The 23,937-nt window shown below is 68.0% G+C and carries 24 protein-coding genes; 16 read left to right on the plus strand and 8 right to left on the minus strand.

Translation table 11 applies throughout. The features are described from left to right. Positions 1–7: 7 nt before the first annotated feature. The 5 genes from K7711_RS12880 to K7711_RS12900 are packed head-to-tail and all read right to left on the minus strand — an operon-like array spanning position 8 to position 4,153. Entirely contained in the window at positions 8–841 is an 834-nt protein-coding gene (locus tag K7711_RS12880) for an SAM-dependent methyltransferase (RefSeq protein ID WP_222968915.1), read from the minus strand. After that, positions 838–1,101: an acyl carrier protein gene (locus K7711_RS12885; protein WP_040822370.1), complete on the minus strand. Its 264-nt coding sequence runs from the start codon at positions 1,099–1,101 to the stop codon at positions 838–840. Before K7711_RS12885 ends, K7711_RS12880 begins: the two co-directional genes overlap by 4 nt. After that, positions 1,098–1,682: a PaaI family thioesterase gene (locus K7711_RS12890; RefSeq protein ID WP_235747026.1), complete on the minus strand. Its 585-nt coding sequence runs from the start codon at positions 1,680–1,682 to the stop codon at positions 1,098–1,100. The genes K7711_RS12885 and K7711_RS12890 overlap by 4 nt, the downstream gene beginning before the upstream one ends. Before the next feature lie 4 nt (positions 1,683–1,686). Then, the gene (locus tag K7711_RS12895; RefSeq protein WP_222968917.1) at positions 1,687–2,475 is read right to left on the minus strand and encodes a ferritin-like domain-containing protein; all 789 of its coding nucleotides are present in this window, start codon (positions 2,473–2,475) and stop codon (positions 1,687–1,689) included. A gap of 16 nt (positions 2,476–2,491) precedes the next feature. After that, the gene (locus tag K7711_RS12900) at positions 2,492–4,153 is read right to left on the minus strand and encodes an AMP-binding protein (protein WP_222968919.1); all 1,662 of its coding nucleotides are present in this window, start codon (positions 4,151–4,153) and stop codon (positions 2,492–2,494) included. A 255-nt stretch (positions 4,154–4,408) separates the two neighbouring features. Here K7711_RS12900 and K7711_RS12905 point away from each other — a divergent pair, with 255 nt between their 5' ends. Both K7711_RS12905 and K7711_RS12910 read left to right on the plus strand, forming a co-directional pair. Continuing rightward, positions 4,409–5,812, plus strand: a complete 1,404-nt coding sequence (locus tag K7711_RS12905) for an NAD(P)/FAD-dependent oxidoreductase (protein ID WP_308014674.1) — start codon at positions 4,409–4,411, stop codon at positions 5,810–5,812. A gap of 52 nt (positions 5,813–5,864) precedes the next feature. Next, positions 5,865–7,133: a cytochrome P450 gene (locus K7711_RS12910; protein WP_222968922.1), complete on the plus strand. Its 1,269-nt coding sequence runs from the start codon at positions 5,865–5,867 to the stop codon at positions 7,131–7,133. Positions 7,134–7,178: 45 nt separating this feature from the next. Here K7711_RS12910 and K7711_RS12915 read toward each other — a convergent pair whose 3' ends face one another. Further along, the gene (locus tag K7711_RS12915; RefSeq protein ID WP_222968924.1) at positions 7,179–8,519 is read right to left on the minus strand and encodes an NAD(P)/FAD-dependent oxidoreductase; all 1,341 of its coding nucleotides are present in this window, start codon (positions 8,517–8,519) and stop codon (positions 7,179–7,181) included. 280 nt (positions 8,520–8,799) lie between these two features. Between K7711_RS12915 and K7711_RS12920 the strand changes: the two genes are divergently transcribed. From K7711_RS12920 to K7711_RS12980, 13 genes are all read left to right on the plus strand, one after another. Further along, the gene (locus K7711_RS12920) at positions 8,800–9,993 is read left to right on the plus strand and encodes a cytochrome P450 (RefSeq protein ID WP_222968926.1); all 1,194 of its coding nucleotides are present in this window, start codon (positions 8,800–8,802) and stop codon (positions 9,991–9,993) included. 125 nt (positions 9,994–10,118) lie between these two features. Beyond that, a complete protein-coding gene (locus K7711_RS12925; protein WP_222968929.1) occupies positions 10,119–10,976 on the plus strand; it encodes an SAM-dependent methyltransferase in 858 nt (285 codons plus the stop codon). Positions 10,977–11,103: 127 nt separating this feature from the next. Beyond that, complete coding sequence (locus K7711_RS12930) at positions 11,104–12,111, plus strand: acyl-CoA desaturase (RefSeq protein WP_222968931.1); 1,008 nt, start codon at positions 11,104–11,106, stop codon at positions 12,109–12,111. Positions 12,112–12,123: 12 nt separating this feature from the next. After that, positions 12,124–12,381, plus strand: coding sequence for an acyl carrier protein (locus tag K7711_RS12935; RefSeq protein WP_222968933.1), 258 nt, complete (start codon positions 12,124–12,126; stop codon positions 12,379–12,381). Between the two features lie 2 nt (positions 12,382–12,383). Next, a complete protein-coding gene (locus K7711_RS12940; protein WP_222968935.1) occupies positions 12,384–13,286 on the plus strand; it encodes an SAM-dependent methyltransferase in 903 nt (300 codons plus the stop codon). Beyond that, on the plus strand, positions 13,283–14,518 hold the full coding sequence (locus K7711_RS12945) for a cytochrome P450 (RefSeq protein ID WP_222968937.1): 1,236 nt from the start codon (positions 13,283–13,285) through the stop codon (positions 14,516–14,518). Before K7711_RS12940 ends, K7711_RS12945 begins: the two co-directional genes overlap by 4 nt. Further along, positions 14,515–14,694, plus strand: a complete 180-nt coding sequence (locus tag K7711_RS12950) for a hypothetical protein (protein WP_222968939.1) — start codon at positions 14,515–14,517, stop codon at positions 14,692–14,694. The genes K7711_RS12945 and K7711_RS12950 overlap by 4 nt, the downstream gene beginning before the upstream one ends. After that, positions 14,691–16,889, plus strand: coding sequence for an AMP-binding protein (locus tag K7711_RS12955; RefSeq protein ID WP_308014677.1), 2,199 nt, complete (start codon positions 14,691–14,693; stop codon positions 16,887–16,889). The genes K7711_RS12950 and K7711_RS12955 overlap by 4 nt, the downstream gene beginning before the upstream one ends. A 13-nt stretch (positions 16,890–16,902) precedes the next feature. Next, positions 16,903–18,111, plus strand: a complete 1,209-nt coding sequence (locus K7711_RS12960; protein WP_222968942.1) for a cytochrome P450 — start codon at positions 16,903–16,905, stop codon at positions 18,109–18,111. 37 nt (positions 18,112–18,148) lie between these two features. Beyond that, positions 18,149–18,982: an alpha/beta fold hydrolase gene (locus K7711_RS12965; RefSeq protein ID WP_222968944.1), complete on the plus strand. Its 834-nt coding sequence runs from the start codon at positions 18,149–18,151 to the stop codon at positions 18,980–18,982. 86 nt (positions 18,983–19,068) lie between these two features. Continuing rightward, a complete protein-coding gene (locus K7711_RS12970) occupies positions 19,069–19,542 on the plus strand; it encodes an ester cyclase (RefSeq protein ID WP_222968946.1) in 474 nt (157 codons plus the stop codon). Continuing rightward, on the plus strand, positions 19,539–20,033 hold the full coding sequence (locus K7711_RS12975) for a DUF3237 domain-containing protein (protein WP_222968949.1): 495 nt from the start codon (positions 19,539–19,541) through the stop codon (positions 20,031–20,033). The genes K7711_RS12970 and K7711_RS12975 overlap by 4 nt, the downstream gene beginning before the upstream one ends. A 10-nt stretch (positions 20,034–20,043) precedes the next feature. Then, complete coding sequence (locus K7711_RS12980; RefSeq protein WP_222968952.1) at positions 20,044–20,691, plus strand: TetR/AcrR family transcriptional regulator; 648 nt, start codon at positions 20,044–20,046, stop codon at positions 20,689–20,691. 344 nt (positions 20,692–21,035) lie between these two features. Here the strand turns inward: K7711_RS12980 and K7711_RS12985 are convergent, their stop codons facing one another. Then, positions 21,036–22,340 (minus strand): alpha/beta hydrolase, encoded by a 1,305-nt coding sequence (locus tag K7711_RS12985; RefSeq protein WP_235747027.1) that lies wholly within the window; start codon positions 22,338–22,340, stop codon positions 21,036–21,038. A 56-nt stretch (positions 22,341–22,396) separates the two neighbouring features. On the opposite strand from K7711_RS12985, the gene K7711_RS12990 reads away from it, so the two are divergent. After that, positions 22,397–22,939, plus strand: a complete 543-nt coding sequence (locus K7711_RS12990; RefSeq protein ID WP_222968954.1) for a helix-turn-helix domain-containing protein — start codon at positions 22,397–22,399, stop codon at positions 22,937–22,939. Here the strand turns inward: K7711_RS12990 and pip are convergent. Beyond that, positions 22,936–23,904 (minus strand): prolyl aminopeptidase, encoded by a 969-nt coding sequence (gene pip / locus K7711_RS12995; protein ID WP_222968956.1) that lies wholly within the window; start codon positions 23,902–23,904, stop codon positions 22,936–22,938. The genes K7711_RS12990 and pip overlap by 4 nt on opposite strands. Positions 23,905–23,937: the final 33 nt, after the last annotated feature.

Consider the following 23,937-nt stretch of genomic DNA (forward strand, 5'->3'; position numbering starts at 1 on the left):
CCTCCGGCTAACGAGCGTTACGGCAGGTCAGCGCGTAGTGCTTGGTGGTGTAACCCCATCCGGCATTCGCGATTTCGAGATAGCGCCGCAACGTCGCGGCCAGGCCCGGACCGTGCGCCTCGATCCGGTCCGCGGCGGCGTCCACATTGGCGATCCACGCGTCGATGGTGCGGCGGTAGTCCGCGGTCAGATCGTCGACCGCGATCACCGAGAATCCGGCGTTCTCCGCCGCGGCCACGAGTTCCGACAACGGGCGCAGCTCACCGAAGCCGAAGATGTCCGACCGGACGAACCGGGTGCCGTCGCGTTCGTCGAAAGCCATACGCGCCGAGGCATTCCGGAAACAACTCTCCGAGACGTACAGCATGCCACCGCGGCGCAGCACGCCGCGCGCCCGGCGGAACACCGCATCCGGATCGGGCATGTGCACGATGGATCCGAGCAGTGTCACCGCGTCGAAACCCCGCGCGGGCAGCTCGAGTTCCTCGAAATATCCGACGCGCGTGCGCACCCGGTCGGTCAGCCCGCGGGCGGCGGCCTGCGCGGCGATGTACTCGTGCTGGCGCGGCGCCGGGCTGATCCCCAGGGTGTCGCAGTCGAATTCCCATGCCATGAACAGGATCAGCGCGCCCCAGCCGCAACCGACGTCGAGCAGCCGTTCGCCACCGCGCAGGCCCAGCCGGTCCGCGACGAACCGCAATTTGTGCTGCTGCGCCTGTTCCAGAGTGTCATCCGGCCCGAGATACCGCGCGGAGCTGTACTTGCGCAACGGATCCAGGAATTCGCCGAAGATCTCCGGGTCCAGATCGTAGTGCTGATTGGTGTCCGCGGTGACCGTCATGCCGCCTCCGCCCGCAGCGCCTTGTCCACCACGGTCACCACATCGGCGAGGGTGGACATGCCGAAGACGTCGGAATCCTCGAGTTCGATGTCGTAGGCCCGCTCGATGCGGGCCACCATGCGCAGCACCCGCACCGAATCGACACCGGCCATCCCACGCAGGTCGACATCGGGACGCAGTTCGGTGGCGGGGATGGCGGTCTCGGCGACCGCGATCTCGGTGACGGTCGACAGGATCTGCTCGCTGGTGGGCGCGGTCATGTGAGAACTCCGTTTCGGTGCAGGGTGTTCGAGCCGGACGAGGTGTCCGGCGCGATATGCGTCTCGGGTGTGGACAGGGCGTACTCGAGGCGGGCGACGTCGGCGTCGGCGAGGGTGAGTTGGTGCCGGACGTCGGCGAGGGCGAACGGCCGATACACGGCGCTGGCGGAGGCACACAGTCCGTCGTCCTCGTCGAGGATGTCCGCGACCGCCCCGATCGTGCCGCCCTTGTCGGTGGAAAGTGTTGCGACACAGTGATAGTCGCGTTCGATGAGTAGCGGCGTGAGGAAGCGGGTGCGTTGCGAGACGGTGAAGGCCGGTACCCGCCGGGCCAGCACGATGAGATTGCCCATCACCTCGTCGCAGATCACCCCGATGAGCCCGCCGTGCACCACCCCGGGATAGGACTCGAAGCGGCGATCGAGCCGGAACCGGGCCCGCAGACCGTCCGCATGCCGGGTGAAACGCAGTCCCAGACCCGACGAATTATGCGGTGAGCAACCGAAGCAGTGGTAGTCCGGCACCACCGACCAGGGCACGGTGACGGCGTCGGCCGGGGGAGTGCCGGTGTGGTCGGTCATCGGCTCAGGCGATCGCATCGGCCAGCGCCCGCCGCACCTTGGCATTGGAGGACAGATCCAGTCCGGTGATACCGGCGAAGGTACGGCGCACCTTGTCGTGCAGCACCTCGAGCTCGCCGTCCTCGGCGATCTGCTCGAGGAACAGCTCGAATCCGGTGTCGATGGTCGCGTGGTCGCCGCCCTCGGAGATACCGGATTTGAAGGTGCTCACCGGATGTTTGATCTTCGCCTCCGAGCTGTAGACGTACAGCGTCTCCAGTACCGAGGGCAGTTCCTCGGGGCGGCGAGCCAGGCGCTCGGTGGTGTAGTGGATGAATTCGCGTGCGTGCCCGGCCTCGTCGCGGCTGGCCTCGAGCAGCAGGCGCTGCAATACCGGCTCGGTCACCCAGCGCGACATCGTGCGATAGACGTGGTTGACGGTGAGTTCGGAGATGATGTTGGTCGCCAGCGTCGCCGACGGGGTGGTGCCCGGCGCGTACGGCGCCCGCATGGCGTGTACCGCGCTGTCGTCGACGCTTTCCCCGAGCGCGGCCAGCCAGGCGCGAAAAGCGTAGTGGTGCTGCACTTCCTGGAAGCCCCACACCACCGCGAAGGTGGAGAAGTCGTAGTCGTCGACGAATTCGTCGAGGAAGCCGTGAACCGCGGCGATGACATTGGACTCGCCCATGGTGGCGCTCTTGGCCAGGGTCACGTATTCGGGCCGGACCAGCGTCGGATCGATGCTGTCCAGGTCCAGATCGCCCAGCTTCCAGTGCAGGCGCTCGTAGTGGCGGAAGACGTCGTAGCTGTGCACGGGGGCTCCGGTTTCTCTACAGAAGGTGGTGCGCGGCAATGCCGTCGGCGATCAGCTCACGAGCGGCCGATCGCTGGAGTTTGCCGCTGCTGGTGCGTGGGATGGTGCGCGGCGCGGCCAGGTACACCCGCACCGCGGCCAGGCCCAGGCGGGCGGTGATGCGAGCCTGGACGGCGGTGACGAGCTCGTCGGCGGCCGTATCGGTGTGGTCGGTCTCCACGATGAGAGCGATGGTGTCCGCATCGACCGGGTCGGTGGTGGCGGTGCACCGGCCCCGATGGATGCCGTCGAGGTCGCCGACGGCGGCCTCCACATCCTGTGCGTAGAAGTTGACGCCGCGCACGGTGATCATGTCCTTGCTGCGGCCGGTGACGAACAGTTCCCCGGCGCGCAGATAGCCGAGATCGCCGGTGTGCAGCCAGCCGTCGGTGAACAATTCGGCCGTGCGCGCCGGATCGGCGGTCAGATAGCCCTCGGTCACCGGATCGCCGCTGATCAGGATTTCCCCGACCTCGCCGTCGGGGATCGCCACGCCCGAGTCCGGATCGACCACCCGCAGCCGTAGCCCGGCCACCGGCCTACCCACCCCGGCGACCGCGCGAGCGCCCGGCATTTCCGGCGAAATCCGATGCGCCCAACCGGAATCGGACAAGGTGCCGCGATCCACCCAGTCGAACAGCGGAACCCGGCCCAGCGGCGGGAAGGTGACCGCGAGCGTGGCCTCGGCCATCCCGTACACCGCGAACATCGCCGCGGGGTCGAAACCGGCCGGACCGAACCGCTCACAGAACGCGGTCACCACGTCGCGAGAGATGGGTTCGGCGCCGTTGAAGGCGATGCGCCAGTGCCGCAGATCGTAATCGGCCACCCGCTCCGGCGGCACCGCGGCCAGCAGCGCCTCGTAACCGAAGTTCGGCATCGCTGTGATGGTCGTTCCGCTGGTTGCGAATTCGTGCAGCCAGCGCGCCGGATCTTTGACGAAGGCGGTGGGCGACCAGATGTGGGCGGGAATGCCGCGCAGGATGGCCGACAGCGTGCCGAACAGGCCCATATCGTGGAACAGCGGCAGCCAGAAGCCGCCCTGATCGGACAGTCCGAGGTCGATACCGGTGCGGATGGCGGCCAGACCGGCCAGCACGTTGCGATGGGTCAGCCGCACCCCCTTCGGTGCGGCGGTACTGCCCGAGGTGAACTGCACGACCGCCGGATCCTCGGGCCGCACCGGCGGCAGCTCGGCATCTGCGGTCTCGGCGAACAACGTTGCGGTGTCCAAGAATTCGACGGGTACCGCGGACAGCGCGGAGGTCATGGTCGCGAACTGCGGGGAGACCAGGACGGTCCGCATCCCCGCGGCGGTGACGATGGCAGCCAGCTTGTCCGGATAGGTCTGGAGTTGCCGGGCCCCGGCGGGCAGCGGCAGCGGAGTCGCGGCGGCCCCGGCGGCGGCGACCGCGAACAGGCCGATCAGGAATTCCGGCGCGTTGGGACACAGGATGCCCACCGGCTCGCCGCGCCGCACACCGCGATGCACCAGCGCGGCCGCAGCGTCGGTCGCCGTCCGGTGCAGCGTGGCGTAGTCCAGGGTCTGCGACAGCGACCAGAACCGGGCCGATACCTCGGGGTGGCCGGCGGCGATCGCGGCCAGCTGCTCCGGCAGGGTCCCTGCGGATATCGTCATGCGGCCAGCCCAGCAGCACCGGGTTTCCGGGCCTTGAACGGGCTGTGAAATGCATGCGGTGATAAGCGTTGTCGATCGGCCAATTGCGTTGCCGGATATGGGCATTGGACTATCAGGCGATAGGACCCGGTGATCGCCGCGGGGCGCGCGGCAGGCCACGGCGAGGATGGTCGCCGACACGGTTGTTCCTCTCGCCGGTGCGGGACGGCGCGGTCGTTTCCCTCGGTGCCCGTTCGCTTTTCAGGAGTTGCCCAGGTGAGTTCCGACGAGACCACGGTGGTGGGGCCGACCCCGGCCCGGCCCGATTCACCGGCACATCCGCACGCCGCGGATGCGACGGGCGAGGGTCATGCGATCGTGCTCGGCGCCGGGATCGCCGGACTGCTGGCGACCCGGGTCCTCGCCGACCGATTCGCGCGGGTGACGGTGGTCGAACGTGACGAATTCGCCGAACACGGCGGGCAGACACCGAGCGGTACCGCCACCCGGCGCGGCGTGCCACAGGCCCGGCATCTGCACGGGCTGCTCGATCGCGGCCGCACCGCCATCGAACAGCTGTATCCCGGCTTCACCAGCGAGATGGCGCGGCGCGGGGCCAGCACCGCCGAGGTGCTGATCGGAACCCGTTGGTACGTAGCCGGATTGCGCGTCGCGACGGCCGAAACCGGGCTGACCTCGGTGATGGCCACCCGGCCGCTACTCGAAGCAGTGCTGCGCGAGCGCACTCTGACACTGCCGAACGTGCGGTTGCGGTCGCACACGACCGCGCACGGACTGGTCGGAACCGCACACCGCGTGCGTGGCGTGGTCACCGTCACCGATAGCGAAACCCACACGCTCGCAGGCGATCTGGTCGTCGACACGACCGGACGCGGCTCGCGGGCGCCGGAATGGCTCACCCGGCTGGGCGCCCGCGCTCCGCAGGAGGAGCGGCTCGAGGTCGATCTCGGCTACACCTCCCGGTTCTATCGGCGCGATCCGGGCGAAGTGGGCGGCCCGGCCTCGATCATCATCTCCACCGGCTCGAACGGGCACGGCGGCGGCGCGATCCGGGTCGAGGACGACCGCTGGCACGTCACGCTGGCAGGCATGCTCGGTGATCATCCACCCACCGATCCGGCGGAGTTCGCGACCTTCGCCGCCGGTCTGGCCGGACCCGACATCCACGACATCGTCACCGGCTGTGAACCGCTCGGTGATCCGGTGCCGCACCGCTTTCGTCATTCGGTCCGGCGGCGTTTCGACCGCCAGCCCGTCGTCCCGCAGGGGTTCCTGGTCCTGGGCGACGCGTTGTGCAGCTTCAATCCGCTGTACGCGCAAGGGATGACGGTTGCCGCACAGCAGGCGCTGGCACTGCGCGACTGCCTGCACGTGCCCGATCGCGAACTCCCGGTCCGCTTCTATGCCGCCGCCGGGGCAGTGGTGTCGGCCGCCTGGCAGCTGGCCTCCTCGGCGGATCTGGCGCACGCCGGCGTGGTGGGCCCGCGCAACGTGCGCACCCGGCTCACCAATGCCTATGTCGCACGGGCGCAGCGCGCCGCGCACCTCGATCCGGAGGTGGCGCGCACGTTCCTGCGCGTGGCGAACCTCGTGGATCCGCCCGCGGCACTGCTCGATCCGCGCATCGCACGACGAATCCTATTGCACCGCAACCCATGACCGGCAGATCCGGCACCGGAGCCGGTCTGCCACCGATCAGGAGGAATCCGAGATGGACCTGGCAGCACCGACCACCACCGTCGCCGGGGAGGATCCGGCGATCGCCACCGCAATCGAGCACTTGTTCGGCCCGGCCGGACGCGCCGACCCGTACACCCCGGGCCGGGTGCTGCGCGAGGCGGGCCCGCTGCACAACACCCCGTTGGGCCACAAGGTGATCACTCGTTACGAGGACTGCAGCGCGGTGCTGTCCACCACGGCGTGGAGTCACGCCGAGGAAGCCGGAATGATGCACCCCACCATCTCCGCGCAGGATGCGGCGGAGGAGTTGCCGACCTCGTTCCTGTGGATGGAGCCGCCGGACCACACCCGGCTGCGCAACCTGGTCACCAAGGGTTTCACCCCGCGCATGGTGACCCGGCTGCGGCCCCGGATCACCGAGGTGACCGAACAGCTGGTCGACAACGCCCTGGCCGCAGGCGAATTCGATCTGGTCGACATGATCGCCTACCCGCTGCCGCTGACGATCGCCGCCGAGCTGATCGGCGTGCCGCGGGAGGCGTACGCCCAGGTGCATCGCTGGTCGCAGGATCTGGCGCGCGGATTCGACCACGACTACACGCTGCCGCCTGAGGCGTTGAGTGCCCGCAGCGTCGCGGCGCGCGGGTTCATGGGGTACTTCCGCGAGCTGCTGGACGAGCGTCGCCGCCGCCCGGCCGACGATCTGCTCAGCGTGCTGTCGCAGGTGGAGGATCGTGGCGACGTGCTCACCGAACAGGAACTGCTGGCCACCTGCATCACCACCTTCGTCGCCGGTCACGAGACGACCGCGAACCTGGTCGGCACCGGCATGTTGCAGTTGCTGCGCAATCCCGATCAGCTGGAGCTGATGCGCCGGCGCCCGGAGCTGACCGAGTACGCGCCCGACGAACTGCTGCGGCTGGAGCCGTCGGTGCAGGTCACCACCCGCGCTGCGACCCGGCCGATCACGGTGGCGGGCCATGAATTCGAGACCGGCGAAGGCGTTGTGGTGCTGATCAATTCGGCCAATCGCGACGACGCCGCGTACACCGACCCGGACAAGGTCGATGTGGCGCGGTACTCCGATCCGATGCGTCCGGCGAAGAAGCATCTGGGCTTCAGCCTCGGCATCCACTACTGCCTCGGCGCACCGTTGGCGCTGCTGGAGATGGAAGTGCTGCTGGATGTGCTGCTGCGCCGGGTGAAGCAGCTCGAGGTACTCACCGAGACGCCTTCGTACAAACCGAATGTGGTGATCCGCGGGCTGGAGTCGCTGCCCGTCCGGTTCACCGCGGCCTGATCGAGCCCTCCGGCCGGAGCCACCCGGCCCGGCCGGAACGGGCTGTCATTGCGCGCGAAGCGGCGAGCCCTCGGGCCGCACCCCGCGACCGTGCCACAGAATTCTCGCGACCGTCCCGGGACTCAGCAGGGTCTCGGGCGGGTCGACGAGATTGGCGACCCGCATGAATGCGCGCGAGACGATCGGATCGACGTGTGCCGCACGATGCGCACGTCCGATATACGAATTCAGCAGGCGGATTCGAGGCGTTCGACGACCGACCACGCCCGGATGATTCAAATCGGCGCCGGTGGACATTCGCCACGCGACATCGACATGACGTGCGGCACCGGTATAGAACCGCGTCGGCAATTCCGCGATCCCTTCTCGCAGGCACGCGCGCAGGGTGAGCGCCTGCTGCGCAGCCACGGTCATGCCCTGCGCGTAGAGCGGATTGAAACTGCACAGCGAATCGCCGAGCACGAGGAATCCCTGCGGATGCGCCGGGAGGCGTTCGAAATACCTGCGGACCGAGCCACGAAAACGATGTGGCACAGGATCACTCAACGGTTCGGCGTCGGTGACGATGCGGTGGATGTCGGGCACCGGAAGCGTCGCGGCGAATGCGGTGAACCCGTCGTGGTCGGTCGGCGGGTGATCCCCGAGCATCCCGCCCAGGGTGACATGCCACTTGTCGCCCTCGACCACGATCGCCCCGCCGCCGCGACGACCGGCCATCGTCGATACGACCACGCCGAGCTGGCCGTCGAGGTGTTCGGGCCGGTGCCGGTAGGTGCGCGAGGAATAGCCCAGGTCGATGACCACGCTGTCCTGCTCGGGCACGTCCGCACCCACGGCCCGCAGCCACTCGGGTGCGCGCGATGCCCGCCCGGTGCAGTCGACGACCAGGTCGGCGGCCACGGCCTGCGCGTGGCCGCCGGACTCGCTCACCAGCACTCCGGTGATCCGGCCCGCCACGGCGACGAGGCCATGTGCGGCAACGCTTTCCCGGAACCTCACCCCGGGTAGCGCGGCCGCGCGCCGCCGCAATCCCCACTCCAGCAGCGGCCGGCTGGCGAGCAGGGTGACGAGTCCGGTCTCGGTCGGTGCGGCGCGCAGCCCGCTCAGATACCACCGGGATCCGGCCAGCACCTCGGTGGTCGGCGCACCGGCGGCCACGATCTCCTCGGTCAGTCCGGGACAGAGCGTTTCGATGACGGCGCGGCCACCCTCCATCAGACCGTGCAGATGCCGGGCCTGCGGGACCCCTCGGCGCGCCTGGCTGTCTGCGAAGGTGTCGCGCTCGAGCACGGTGACGCGTGGGAAGTGTTCGGCGAGGACGATGGCGGCGAGTAATCCTGCGATACCTGCGCCCAGAACGACGGCATGCGGGGAATCGGAATTCACCCACCGAATCGTCGACCGACGGCGCATCCCGGGCGAACCCTGTCGGGCGCATCCTATGGCGTCATCGAACTACACAATGACAGAAGGCAATTCGCGGGCCGTTCATGAATTCGCCACCGCACGGTGTTGAGCTGCGAAACGTGAATTCAGCACAGACGTCCGCGGTCACATCGCGTCCACCGGAAGGATCGTTCGTGCCCGACGGCCGGTCCCCGGCGTCGCCGCAGATGCGGATTCCGCGTGTTCCGACGCACTCGCGGGCCGTCGAAGGGGCTGTGCGATGACCGGCGTACTGGACCCGTTCTCCCCGGAACTCCGCGCCGACCCGGCACCTGCCTACCGATCGTTGCGGGCGGTGGGCAGGCTGCACGAATTCCGGCCCGGCATCCATCTCGTGCCGCACTACACCGATTGCGACGCGGTGTTCGGCGACCCGGCGTTCGGACACGGCTACTTCTCCGGGATCAACCCGTTCCGGCCCGGTGTCGATCCGCGGACGCTGCCCGGCTCGTTCCTGCTGATGGACCCGCCCGAGCACACGCGACTGCGCGCCTCGGTGGCTCCGGCCTTCACCGCCCGCGCGATCGCCGCACTGCGCGAGCGGATCACCGAGACCGCCGCCACACTGCTCGACCGCGCCGTGGCGGCCGGGGAGGTCGATTTCGTCACCGATGTCGCATACCCGTTGCCGCTGAACACGATCTGCACGATGCTCGGCGTTCCGACAGCCGATCACGCGCGGTTCGGCGTGTGGGCCGCCGCGATCAGCCGCGGCCTGGACCCGGACGCACTGCTGTCCGACGAAGAGAAGCACGCTCGCGTCGATGCGGTGGGGGCGTTCGCCGAATACTTCGCCGACCTCATCGAACGCCGCCGCGCCGAGCCGGGCGCGGATCTGCTCTCCACACTCGCGACCCGGACCGCGCTCGAGTTGAGCGAACTCGTCGACATGGCGGTACTCCTGCTGATCGCCGGGCACGAGACCACGATGAACCTCATCGCGACCGGCCTGCTGGCCCTCGCCCGCCATCCCGACCAACGCGAAATCCTCAGGGCCGAACCGGAATCCGCTCGGCACGCGGTGGAAGAGTTTCTCCGCTTCGACACCCCGGTGCCGTTCCCGACCCGCGTCGCCCTGCGCGAGGTCGAGTTCGCCGGGCGGACGTTGCCGCGGGGGACAGGTCTGATCCTGCTCGTCGGCTCGGCCAACCGGGATCCCGAGGCGTTCACCGACCCCGACTCGCTCGATGTGCTCAGATTCGCGCCCGGTCGCGGCACACCACGCCATCTCGCCTTCAGTCACGGACCGCACTTCTGTGTCGGCGCGCCGCTGGCCAGACTGCAAAGCGAGGTCCTGTTCACCGAACTCCTGTGCCGCGCACCCGATTTCGAACTGCTGGACCCCGCACCGTCGTTCCGGAACTCGGTCTCGATGCGCGGCCCGCTGTCCCTTCCGGTCCGGCTGCGCGCCTGAATTGCCCGGTTTCGGGACCGAATCCACATGTCGAAGCTGTGGCGAAATGGTTGGCGGACTGCGGATTCCACGCTTCTTCGACCGCGCCGGGCTAGGGTGGCACCGGGAAAGGAGTCGGTACAACCATGGCTGACAACACAATCGGGTACGACGGTCCGCAGGCCCCCGCCGAAGGTGGACCGGTCGAGGCGAAGAAGGCGCACAGTGCGCGCATGTACGACTACTACTTGGGCGGCAAGGATAATTTCCACTGCGACCGCGCCGCCGCCGAGCAGGTCGAGAAGGCGTTCCCCACGATCAAGCTCTGCGCGCGAGTGAACCGGGCGTTCATGCGCCGCGCGACCCGCTACCTGGCGGCCGAGCAGGGGGTGCGTCAGTTTCTGGACATCGGCACCGGCATTCCGACGCAGCCGAATCTGCATCAGGTCGCCCAGGAGGTGACACCGGATGCCCGCGTCGTCTACGTCGATTACGACCCGCTGGTATTGACGCACGCCCGAGCGCTGATGGTCGGCACACCGCAGGGAGCAACCGCGTATATCCAGTCCGACGTCACCCAACCCGCCGCCATCCTGGCCGCACCCGAACTGGGCCGGGTGCTGGATCTGAACGAGCCGGTGGCGCTGAGCCTGATCGCTCTGCTGCATTTCGTGCAGGACGACGAGCACGACGCCTACGGCATCGTCAGGACTCTGCTGGACGCGCTGGCGCCGGGTTCGTTCCTGGTCATGACGCACCTGAGCCCGGACTTCAACCCCGTCCAGGTGGCCGGAATCGTCGAGGCATACCGGGGAAACGGGCTGAGCCTGCAAGCTCGCACGCACGACGAATTCACCCGCTTCTTCGAGGAGCTCGACGTGATCGACCCGGGAATCACCGGCTCACACCGCTGGCGGCCCGGCCTACAGTCGGCCGACGGCGACGAATCGCTGCGGGAGATGGATGCCAAGGTCTCGTTCTGGGCCGGCGTCGGACGCAAGTAGCCGATAAGCAATTCCGATCCGCCGATCGGTAGAGGCGCACGGGGCCGGGGCGCGGCCGAACCAACGCTAATCTCGAAATCGTCCGGGAGACAACCGGATCCGGTATTCGCGAAGGTGTTGGATACAGATGACCACAGACCATGAGCCGGACCGTTCCCCGGAGTCCGGGGACGAGACCGGAAAACCCGCGCCGCGCCGCAAGACGATCGACAGCCCGTATATCCACCGGTTGCAGCGCAGGCATTTTCTGCTGTTCGATGTGCTGCCGATATTCGGGATGGTCGGCGCGGTTGCTTTTCTGTTCGTGCGACCGTTCGGGATCGTCGAATTCGCGCTGCTGTTCGGGATGTGGGTGGTAACCGGCCTGGGAGTGACAGCCGGTTACCACCGCCTGTTCACACACCGCACTTTCAAGGCCACGCCGTGGGTGGCGTCGGTGCTGGCGGTCATGGGGTCGATGGCGGGTCAGGGTGCGGTGGTGTCCTGGGTGGCGCTGCACCGGCGGCACCACGAGTACAGCGACCGTCCGGGAGATCCGCACTCACCCAACCTGTCCGGTGCGGGCTGGTCCGGACGCCTGCGCGGGCTGATGCACTCGCACTTCCTCTGGATGCGCCGACACGAGTATCCCAACGTCGTGCACTACGCGCCCGACCTGATCAAGGACCGCCGACTGGTCCGGGTCGCCAGGCTCTACTACTGGTGGGTGGGCCTGGGCCTGCTGATCCCCACCGCGCTGGGCGGACTGCTCACGATGAGCTGGACCGGCGCGGTCGCCGGACTGCTGTGGGGCGGATTCGCGCGCATGTTCCTGCTCGAACACACCGTCTGGGCGATCAACTCTTTCCTGCACATGTTCGGCACTCGCGCCTACGAATCGCGGGAGAACAGCCACAACGGCGGCATCTTCGCCTTGCTGACCTTCGGGGAATCCTGGCACAACAATCACCACGCCTTTCCCACCTCGCCGTCCTTCGGACTGCATTGGTACCGCCTCGATCCGGGGTACTGGCTCATCAAGACCCTGGCGTTGCTCGGGCTCGCCTGGGATCTCGAACTGCCCTCCGACGAACGCATGGCGGCCAAACGACTCTCCGCAAAATCCACCGTCGGCGGCAATGCCGCAGCAGCGTAAGGAAATACCATCGTGGATACCAGTAAGGATGCCATCGTCGCCTGGTGCCAGGAGTACCTGGCCGATCTGCTCGAGGTGCCCGCGCGGACCATCGACCCGGCCGCGGACTTCGACCGGATCGGTGTCGACTCGGCGCTGGCCGTCGCCCTGCTGATCGAGGTCGAGGACCGCTACGGGATCGACCTGTCGCCCGAGGACCTCTACGAGCACCCCAACCTGAACGCCGTCGCCACCTATCTGCACGAGCAGAGCACCCGGAGCGTGGCCTAGCCATGGTCGCCTCGACCGGCGCCGACCGGGCGACCGCCGCGGCGGCCGCGATCCGGCACCACTACGACGTCGGCAACGACTTCTACCGGCTCTGGCTGGATCCCACGCTCAGCTACTCCTGCGCGCTGCGCGAACATCCCGACGACACCCTCGAGATCGCCCAGCAGCGCAAACTCCGGTACCACCTCGACGCGATCGACGCCTACCGGGCCGATGCCGTGCTCGACATCGGGTGCGGCTGGGGAGCGATCCTGCGGGAACTGTCGCAACGGCACCGGGTGGACCGCTCGGTCGGTCTCACGCTGAGCCCGGAACAAGCGGACTACGTTCGCGCGCAGGAGCTTGCGGGAGTCGAGGTGCGCACCGAGAACTGGCTGCACTACGAGCCGGACACCCGCTTCGACGGCATCGTCTCGATCGGCGCCTTCGAGCACTTCGCCCGCCCGGATGATTCCGATGCCGCGAAGATCCGGGTCTACCGGGACTTCTTCGCCCGCTGCCGGGACTGGCTGACCGATTCCGGGACGTTGTCGCTACAGACCATCGCCTACGCCAACATGTCTCGCGAGCAGGCCAGCAGCTTCATTCAGCAGGAGATCTTCCCGGACGCCGACCTGCCGACACCGGCCCAGATCCTCGCCGCCGCCGAGGGCATCTTCGAGATCCGCTCGATGAGCAACGGCCGGTCGGACTACGCGTGGACCTGCGCGCAGTGGGCGGCGCGGTTGCGGGAAAACCGCACGCGGGCAACGGAACTGGTCGGTGCCGAGACGGTGGATCGGTATCGGCGCTATCTGGCGCAGTCGGCGCTGGGATTCCGGATGGGCAAGATCGCGCTGTACCGGATCGTGCTGCAGCCCTATACGGGCAAGTATTTCGCCGATCGCGCCGGGCAGCCGCGATGACCGTCTCGCCCGGCCGGGTCCGGTTCAATCCGTTCGGTGCGGAGTTCCGCCGCGACCCGTATCCGATGTATCGGCAACTGCGCGAGTCGCATCCGGTGCACCGGACGCTGGGCATGTGGGTCCTGACCCGGCACGCCGACGTACGCGCGGTGCTGCACGACCGTTCGTTCAGCGCGAGCCTGATCCCGCGGCTGGTGGACGAACAAGCCGCGCGGCTCGGGCAGGGCGAGGTGGACCGGATCGGCCGGTTGGGCCGCAAATCCCTTGTGTTCACTGACAATCCGGACCATGCGCGTTTGCGCGGACTCGTCAACCGCGTGTTCACCGCCCGCGCGGTGGCCGAACTGCGGCCGCTGGTGAGCGCCGTCACCGCGCGGTTGATGGAACCGTCCTGGGCCGCCGGGCAGTTCGACGTGATCGCGGATCTTGCTGCGCCGCTACCGATCACGGTGCTGTGCGAATGGATGGCGCTGCCGCCGGAGTTGCGCGCGCAGGTCGGGCCCTGGACTCACGACATCCGATTCCTGCTCGAGCCGGGCATGATGAAAGCGGCCGACTTCGCACGGGTGCACGAGGTCGTGGAACTGTTCGCCGCGGCGTTGTCGGAGGTGATCGCCGAGCGCCGCCTGCGGCCCGGCGACGACCTGATCAGCCGTCTGCTGGCCGCGCACACCGCGGGCGGGGACCGGCTCGCCGACGAGGAACTGATCTTCGTCTGCATCATGTGCTTCGTCGCCGGTAACGAGACCACGAAATCATTGATCGGCAACGGCCTGCTCGCACTGCTGCGCCATCCCGCCCAGGACGCGCTGCTGCGGGCACGCCCGGAACTGGTGAACGCCGCGGTCACCGAGGCGCTGCGCTACGACTGCCCCCTGCAACTGACCAAACGACTGGCCACCCGCGACGTCGAGATCGGCGGAGAGCTGCTGCACGCCGGTGATCAGGTGCTGGTATGCCTGGGCGCGGCCAATCGCGATCCCGGATCGTTCGACCGGCCCGACGAATTCGACCTCACCCGGGATGCGAGCGGCCATCTGGGGTTCGGTCACGGGATGCACGGCTGCCTGGGCGGCCTGCTGGCCGAACTACAGGCGCAGGTGGCGTTCGAATTCCTGTACCGGCATTCGGCGAGCGTGGCCCTGCTGAGCGACGAATGGCAGTGGCAGGACCACAGTTTCATCGTGCGCGGGCTGACCGGGTTGCCGGTGACGGTGCGGAGGGCGGCATGACCACCGCGCGATCCTGGTTGCGCTACGAACCCTTGACCAACGGCCGGTTCGCCATCCACGAGTTCTCCGGCGACCACCTGTTCCACCAGCAGCACCGCACCGCGATCGCGGCGATCATCACCGAATCGCTGAGCCGGGCGCGGCGCGCAGACGACCTCGAGGAGGCAGTGCCGTGACTTCCGACGTGCTGAGCACCGACAGCGAGCTGCTCTCCGACATCCTGGCCCGGCGCGCGGCGCAGGAGCCCGACCGCACCGCCTACGTCTTCCTGGACGAGAACGGTACGGAGAGCGCCGTTCTGAGCTACCGGGACCTGCACCGCCGTGCGCTGGCGGTGGCCGCCGAACTGGGCGCTCGATGCTCGCCCGGCGACCGCGCACTCCTGATCTTCCCGCAATGCCCCGAATTCCTCGTCGCCTACTTCGGCTGCCTGTACGCGGGAATCGTGGCAGTGCCGCTGAATCCGCCGCGCCGCAACGGAATTCCGGAGGCGACGCGATCCATCGTGCGGGACTGCCGCCCGGCCGCGGTACTCACCCTCGCGGCCGGAGTCGACCTGTTGCGCGCCCAACCCGACCCGTGGTGCCCAGCGGAGCACTGGATCGGCGTGGACCTGCTGCCTGCCGTCGACACCGCTCCGATCGTTGCCGCGCAACCGGATTCGATCGCGTTCCTGCAATACACCTCGGGGTCGACCGCCACGCCCAAGGGCGTGATGGTCACGCACCGCAATCTGATCGCCAACGAGGAGATGATCCGCCGCTCCTTCGGCCACGACCGCGATTCGACGCTGGTCGGCTGGGCGCCGTTCTTCCACGATCAGGGTCTGATCGGCAATGCGCTGCAACCGCTGTACGTTGGCGCGACCGGTGTGCAGATGGCTCCGACCACGTTCATCCGGCGACCGTTCCTGTGGCTGTCGGCGATCTCCCGGTATCGCGGACACACCAGCGGCGGTCCGAATTTCGCCTTCGACGCCTGTGTCGCGCGCCTGGCCGCGGGGGCCGAACCGGAACCCGGCCTGGATCTGAGCAGCTGGCAGGTTGCCTTCAACGGCGCCGAACCGATCCGCGCGCAGACCCTGAGCCGATTCGCGCAAGCGTTCGCCCCGTACGGATTCCGGGCCGAGGCCCTGTATCCCTGCTACGGCCTGGCGGAGGCCACCCTGCTGGCCGCCGGCAGTGTGAAGGGCCGCGGCGCACGCACCCTCGAGGTCGATCCCGACGCGCTCGCGCAACGGCGCTACGCCCCGGCGGGGGAGCGGTCCCGCACCCTGGTCGCCTCTGGGCGCGCGCCGGACGGCGAAGTGCTGCGCATTGTGGACCCGGACACCGGGCAGGTCTGCCCGCCGGATCGGGTCGGCGAGATCTGGGTGTCGGGAGACAATGTCGCACAAGGCTATTGGGAACGCGAGGCGGCCACCGCCGAAACCTTTCGCGCCCGCTGCGCCGACGATCCCGGCCGAGATTTCCTGCGCACCGGAGATCTGGGCCTGCTGCTGGACGAGGAACTGTACGTGGTGGGGCGGCTCAAGGACGTCGTGATCATCCGCGGCCGCAATATCTATCCGCAGGACATCGAACTCACCGTGCAGGCCGCGCATCCCGCCCTGCGGCCCGGCGGATGCGCCGCCTTCGCGGTGCCCGGCGCCGAGACCGACCGGCTGGTGGTGGTCCAGGAACTGCGGCGCGAGCACGTCGAGGGCGCCGAACCCGCCGATGTGCTCGGCGCGATCCGGGCCGCGGTACTGCGCGAACACGACCTCTCGATCGGCGATCTGGTGCTGACGCTGCCGAGCCGGTTGCAGAAGACCAGCAGTGGAAAGATCATGCGAGCGGCGGCGCGCCGGCACTATCTGGCCGCTGAATTCGAGATTTGGCCGCAGCGGCAGGAATCCACCGAATCGCAGCGAAGGGCTATCATCGTGCCGACCTGGGAAGCGCTCAATCCGGATTTCGAGCAGACGGTGCGAGCGGTGGTGCTCAGCATGCCCGCCGCCCGGCATCTCGGATTCGACTTCGGCGAGATCGCGCCGGGCCGCGTCGAGATCGTGCAACCGCATCGCCCGGAACTGACCCAGCACGACGGGTACTTCCAAGGCGGAGTGCTCGGTTCGCTGGCGGATTTCGCGGCCGGTTCGGCGGCCGGAACTCTGCTGCGGCCCGGCTGGGTGAATATGACCATCGACTACACGGTGAAGATCCTCGCACCGGCCAAGGGGGCGACGGTGGTGGCGCGCGGCCGAGTGGTCAATCCGGGCGCACTGCTGACCGTCGCGGCGGCGGAGGTCTTCTCCGTCGAACCGGAGGGTGAAACTCTCTGTGCCACAGCGCTTGTCACCATGCGAAACGTGAAACTGGCCACAGCCTGACCCGGGAGCTGTCATGACCGAGGCATTCGTGTTCGATCCGTTCGCCGCCGACTTCACCGCCGATCCCTATCCGCATTACGCCCGGCTACGCGTCGAGAGTCCCGCGCACGAACATCCCCTCGGTTTCTGGCTGGTGTCCCGGTACGCGGATGTGCTCGCGCTGCAACGTTCGTCCACCCAGTCGGTGGACGAACAGCACCTCACCCGCCTCCCAGCCTGGAAGAGTGACAGCGCCCGGCTCGGCAAGGCGAACCGCATCATGGGCGGGCTGTCGATGCTGGATCAGGATCCGCCCGATCACACCCGCCTGCGGCGGCTGGTCGCCAAGGCCTTCACGCCCCGGGCCGTGGATGCACTGCAGCTGCGGGTGGCCGCACACGTGGCCGACGCGCTGGACCGGATCGCGTCGGCCGGACAGGCGGATATCGTTGCGGAACTGGCCTTTCCGCTGCCCTTCACGATCATCTCCGAACTGTTGGGCATCCCGGTGCTGGAGAGCGCCCGGTTGCGCGAACTGACCGCGGTCCTGGTGCTCGCGCTGGAACCGCTCGCCGATCCGGCCCTGCAGACCAGGATCCGGGCCGCCGATGCCGAGTTGCGCGCGATGGTGGCCGATCTGGTCCGCTGGAAACGCGACAATCCCGGTGACGACGTGCTCACCGCACTCATCACCGCGGAGCACGAGGGCGATGTGCTCGGCGAGGACGAACTGGTGGCGCAGGTCATGCTGCTCTACATCGCCGGACACGAGACGACGGTGAACCACCTCGCCGCAGGCATCCTGGCACTGCTGCAGCACCCCGATCAGGCTCGTCGGCTGCGCGAGGACCCGGGACTGAGCGCGAACGCGGTGGAGGAACTGCTGCGCTACGACACTCCGGTGCACCTCATGCGACGGGTCACGGTGACTCCGGTGCGCGTGTGCGACACCGAGATTCCGGCCGGAGCCTGGGTGGTGGCCTGTCTGGCCGCGGCCAATCGCGATCCCGAGTTCTGGGGCTCGGACGCGGACCTGCTGCGCCTGGACCGGCCCGATGCCCCCCGCAGTGTGACCTTCGGCGCGGGTATTCACCACTGTCTCGGCGCGGCGCTGGTCCGGATACAGGCGCGAATCATGTTCCCGCTCTTTGTTTCCCGCTTCCCGTCCGCCGAAGTGGACGAGGTGCGCTGGAACGGCCGGATCAATGTGCGCGGACCGGCGCTGCTGTCGGTGACGGTGTAGTCGCCGCGGGATGCCGCGGACGGGAAACGAGGAGATCATGCCCATCATGGCCATCGACGACGTGTCGATCGCGTACACCGACACCGGCGTCCCGCCCGGCCGTCCCGACGCCGCGACGATCGTCTTCGGACACGGATTGTTGTTCGGCGGCTGGATGTTCGGGCCGCAGATCGAGGCGCTGCGTGAGCACTACCGATGCGTGAGCATCGATTGGCGAGGTCAGGGCGACACCCCGGCCACTGCCGACGGCTACGACATGGACACCCTCGCCGACGACGCGCTGGCAATGATCCGCGCACTGAACCTGGAGCGCGTGCACTGGGTGGGCTTATCGATGGGCGGTTTCGTCGGATTGCGACTCGCCGCCCGCCACGGCGCGCTGCTGCGCTCGCTGACTCTGCTGGACACCAGCGCCGGGCCCGAGGAGGCCGCGAAGATCGGTGAATACAAGCGCCTCGCCCGTGCGCTGCGGTGGTTCGGTGTGCGGCCGATCCGCGGACTGATCGCACCGCACCTGTTCGGTCCGTCCATGCGCGCGGACCGGTCGCGCAAACCCGTGCTCGACGAGTGGGCCGCACGACTGGCCCGATGCGATCGAGCCGGTGTGCGCCGCGCCGTGCTCGGAGTGGCCGATCGCGAGTCGGTCGAGGACGAGATCGCCACGATCGCGATGCCGACCCTGGTCGCGGTCGGCGCCGACGACCGCGCCACCCCGCCCGACCGCTCCCGGCGCATCGCCGATCTGATCCCCGGCGCGCAGTGCCATCTCATCCCCGATTGCGGGCACACCAGCACGCTGGAACAACCCGCCGCGGTGACCGCCATGCTGACCCGGTTCCTGCACTCCGTGGACCTCGACGAATTCGTCTGACGGGCATCTGAACCCGTAATACATACGATCGTATGTATGCTTTGTTCTGTCGGGTGTTACCTCCCGACAGGACGAGCTACCAGGGGATGACCATGGACAGTGACCGGATGTTCGAGCTGGCCCAGGCTTTGGCTGTGGCCAAGAGCAGGCAGGATCTGCCCGTTGCGCTGCGACTGCTGCACCCGGACATGGTGTTGCGGAGTCCGGCATTCGGGACCACGGCTCGCGGTCCGGCGGAGAACGAGCGGGCTCTGACGCGGTTCTTCGCGTCCTTTCCGGATTATCAGGTCGAGCTGACCGGTCACGCAGACGACGGCGAGACGCTCGTCTGCTGGGGCACAGCTCGAATGACCATGACCGGCAACAGATTCGGCGTCACCCCGAATGGGGCGCGAGCCGAACTGCCGGTGTTCATCACCTTCACCTTCGCCGACGACCTGATCGCCGGCGAACAGTTCTTCTTCGACCTGTCCGTCCTGTGTGCCCAGTCCGGGGTGTCCACCGACGCGGTGCGGCACACCCTGTTTGGCGCCACCGAGCTGGAAGGAGTCCGGGGATGAGCACCGATACGCGTATCAAGTCCGTCGAAACAATCAGGACCGCAGCACTTTTCGATATCGTCGTCGACCTGAACGCGCCATTGGAATTCGGTGACGGCCCGCTGGGGCGACGTGTGCTCTACGGTGCGGCGGGCGGATCTTTCGAGGGTCCGCGCCTGCGCGGCGAGGTGGTCGCAGGCGGCGGTGACTGGGCACTGTTCCGCCCCGACGGCACGATGTTGCTCGATGTCCGTCTGACGTTGCGCACCGACGATGGCGAGCTGGTGCACATGACCTACCAGGGCCGCTGGGTGATCCCTGCGGACCTTCGCGCCGAGATGGCCGACCCGGCCACTCGGCGCCGGATAGACCCTGCGCGGTACTACTTCCGTACGAACCCGCTGTTCGAAACCGGATCCACCCGCTACGCCTGGCTCAACGACGTCGTCGCGGTCGGCACGGGATACCTGGTGGATGGTGGCGTCGCCTACCACGTCGAGCAAGTGCTGTGAGGGGCGCTCGATGACAGAACACGCACCGCCCCAACCGGACTCGGGCAGTGATCGGCGCCGGCTGCGGGGAGCGCGGTCACGGCAGATCATCACCCGGCACGCGGTCGACGTCGCCTCGCTGGACGGTCTCGGCTGGCTCAGCTTCGGACGTCTCGCCGATGACCTGCAGATCAGCAAAGCGGGGATCCAGACACTGTTCGGCACCAAGCAGAATCTGCAGTTGAGTACGGTCGACACGGCGCACACGGTGTTCATCGACGCGGTCATCCGCCCAGCACAGCAAGAGACGGAGGGGGTGCCGCGGCTGCGTGCCCTGCTCGAACACTGGATTGCGTACGTCGCGCAGCCACTGTTCCCCGGCGGTTGCTTCTGGAACGCCAATCTGCCGGAGTTCGACAGTCGTCCCGGACCGGTTCGCGACGCACTGATGGGACAACGCCGTGCCTGGCTCGACGTCCTGGCCGGACAACTCGCACGCGCCGCCGCGGCCTACCCGCCTGCGGGGATCGACATCGACCTGACCGTCTTCCAGCTCGACGCCGCCCTCAACGCCACCAATACTGCTCTACGGCTCGATGAATCCGGCAGCGTCGAGAAACTACGCCGTGTGATCGACAGTCTGTTGCCGCCGAACCCTTTGTCCGAGAATGGATTGTGATCGGCCTCGATCGTTTCAGGTACAGCAGGTGCTCGAAGACGAAGACGCGGGCTGCGGCGAAGTTTTGCGACGCCGCGGGGTCGGCGGCTGCCGGGGGCGGAGGCGACCGCCGGGGAGTCGACGGTCGGGGAGTCGATGGCCGGGGGAGTCGATGGCCGGGAGTCGATGGCCGGGGGAGTTGACGGTCGGGGGAGTTGACGGTCGGGGGAGGTGACGGTCGGGGGAGGTGACATCCGGTGGGAGGGGATCACGGATGACGCTGTCCGGCAGTATCTTTGGAGACTTGGAGGCGGTGATGAACCAGTTCGGTTGCGCCGCCGTATTGTCGGCGGCAGGTCGCGTGGTCACATGCCTAGGCGACCCAGCAATCGGGACAACGGTCCCTGACTCGATTCGGGGACCAGCCAATCCGCGATAGCAGCCACCACCGCCGGATCGACATGTTGTGGTGCCTGCAAATCTGCTGGACGAGAGGGCCCGCTGCCCGGGAAGAACATGTGGTCGTCGGCCGGGAAAACCTGGATGAATACGTCGGGCTTCGCGTCCAGTCCTGCCTGCCACCTCGCCAGGTCGTCGGCTTCGGTGACCTGATAGTCACGACCGCCTTGCAGCACCAGGATCGGCCGGTCCAGGTCCGCGGCGGTGGCTACCTGATCGAACTCGCGCAGGTCCAGCCAGTAGGACGCGGGCCAGCCGAAAAGTAGTTCCGCGCTGGGGGTTTCGAGTGACAGGTCCGGATCTTCGGTACGCGCGATCGTCTCGGCGGTGCCCACGAGTGTTGCCGACATATCCGCAGCCGGGCCATGGCCGGCGACGTAGTCGAATATGCGCGCCGCGGCGCGGGGGAGCGGGACCGCATCCGCGGCCAGCATCACCACGCCCGCGATCGAGGATTCGGCTGCTGCGACGCGGACCGCGGCCTTACCGCCGCCGCTGTGGCCCGCGACGAAGACCCGGGCGGGGTCGACTCCGGGCTGCTGCTGCAATAGCCGTACGGCGGCAATCGCATTCGGCAGATACTCCTGGATCATGGTGAAGCCGGGTTCATGCTGCATGCGGGTGTGCACATGGGTCACCTTGTCGAACCGCACCACCGCGATACCGCGGCTGGCCAGGCCCCACGCGAGGTCCTTGAACGGCTTGTTCGGCCCCCAGGTCACGTCGCGATCGTTGGCTCCGGAGGCGATCAGCACCACGCCTGGCCGACGGCGGCCACCCCGAGGCATGGTCAGCGTGCCCGGGACCGTCAGCGGTCCGCACTCCAGCGTGATCTCCTGTTCGGTGAACCGGCGCGGCGTCGCGTAACGCGGTGGCATCCAATGCGATTCGGTCAGTGGCGCGAGCCGCAGGCCGTGCAGCCGACCCGCCGCGTCGATCCCGAGACGTACCTCGAGTCCGCCGTTCTCGCAGTGCACCGGCACGACTGCTCGGGTGAGCTGGTCATCCACCGGCGTGGTGGTCACTTCGCCGAGGGTGCGTATCGCACCGGTTTTCGCGGTCTCGGCGGCCCACCCGGTCCGGACGGTGTCGGCGGACACCGCTGCCGCCAGCGCGGGTGCGAACAGTTCCTCGAGGTCGTCGAAGCGCCCTTCGCGCAGCATTGTCACCACGGTCGTCGCCACGGTTGCCGGGTCGGTCCGCATATCCATCGGTTCAACCTTTCTCGTTATATGAGAACGGTATCAGGATGTGAGAACATTGAGAAGTGGATGCCCTGGAACTCGTCGCGCACCCTGCCCGGATGCGAATCGTGCACGCGTTGCGCGGTAGTCGCACCCTGACCACGGCCGAGCTGTGCGCTGTGCTGCCCGGGGTGTCGAAGGCGATGGTGTACCGGCACGTCGAGGCACTGGCCGCGGCGGGAATCCTGGAGGTCGCACAGGAGCGGCGGGTGCGCGGCGCGGTCGAACGGCACTATCGGTTGTGTGCGGAGCGGGCGGTGATCGGCGCCGAGGAGGTCGCCAAGGCCACGGTCGAGGACCATCGGCGGGTCTTCGTCACCGCGATGGCCGTGCTGACCTCGGAGTTCATGTCCTATCTCGACCATGAGAATGCCGATCCGGCAGAGGATCTGGTGGGCTACCGGCAGCATGCGCTGTGGCTGGACCACGAGGAGCTGGAACAGCTCATCCTGGACTTGCGCCGAGTCATCGTGCCCCGCATGGAGAACGAGCCGGCCCCGGGGCGAGGGCGATATCTGCTCAGCCCCATCCTGTTTCCGGTCGAGGACGCGCCGGACCGGACCTAACCGATCCGATCGGTATCGGACTGCGCGAAGCGGCCGATGGCGCGGGCGAGTGCCGCACCCATGGCGGGGCTGCCGGTGTGGCCGGAGTCGTCGATGACGTGCAGGCGCGCGTCCGGCCAGGCTTTCGTGAGTTCCCAGGCGGTTTCGAGCGGTGCGCTGAGATCGAGGCGGCCGTGGATCAGTTCGCCGGGGATCCGGGCCAGCCGCCCGGCCTCGCGCAGCAGTACGCCTTCGTCGAGCCACGCCGCGTGTGCGAAGTAGTGCGTGCAGATCCGGACGAAGGCGAGCATGGCGGTGTCCGGCTTGGCGCTGTACTGCCCTGGGCTACCCAGGGATTCGTGCGCGATCACCGCGTCCTCCCAGCGACACCACTCGACCGCGGCGTTGTGGCGTACCACCGGGTCCGGGTGTTCCAGCAACTGCCGGTAGCCCTCGACCAGGTCGCGGTCGCCGGTCAGCACGTCCCGGAACCGCTCCCACTCGGCGGGCAGCAGCCGTGCGAGACCCCGGTACAGCCAATCGATCTCGCGTCGGCGGGTGGTGGTGATGCCGACCAGCACGATCCCGGTGACCCGCTCCGGGTACCGCTCGGCGTAAGCGAGGACGAGCGTCGAACCCCAGGATCCGCCGTACAGCAGCCAGCGGTCGATGCCGAGGTGCGTGCGCAGCCGCTCCATATCCGCGATCAGGTGCTCGGTGGTGTTCACGGCCATATCGGTGCCCAGGTCGGCGGCGCTCGGAATGCTGCGTCCGCAACCGCGCTGATCGAACTGCACGATCCGGAAGATGTTCGGATCGAACGACTTCCGCGGCCCCGGGCTGCTCCCGCTGCCCGGCCCGCCGTGCACCACCAGCGCAGGGCGCCCGGCGGGGTTGCCGCTGGTGCACCAGTACACCTGGTTTCCCTCGCCGACGTCGAGCAGACCGTCGGCGTACGGGTCGATCGGGGGAAAGGACGTCGGCACGTTGCCGAGGTTAGTGCAGGAGGCAGGCGGCGT

It is taken from the genome of Nocardia coffeae, from assembly GCF_019890715.1.
Lineage (GTDB): Bacteria > Actinomycetota > Actinomycetes > Mycobacteriales > Mycobacteriaceae > Nocardia > Nocardia jiangxiensis.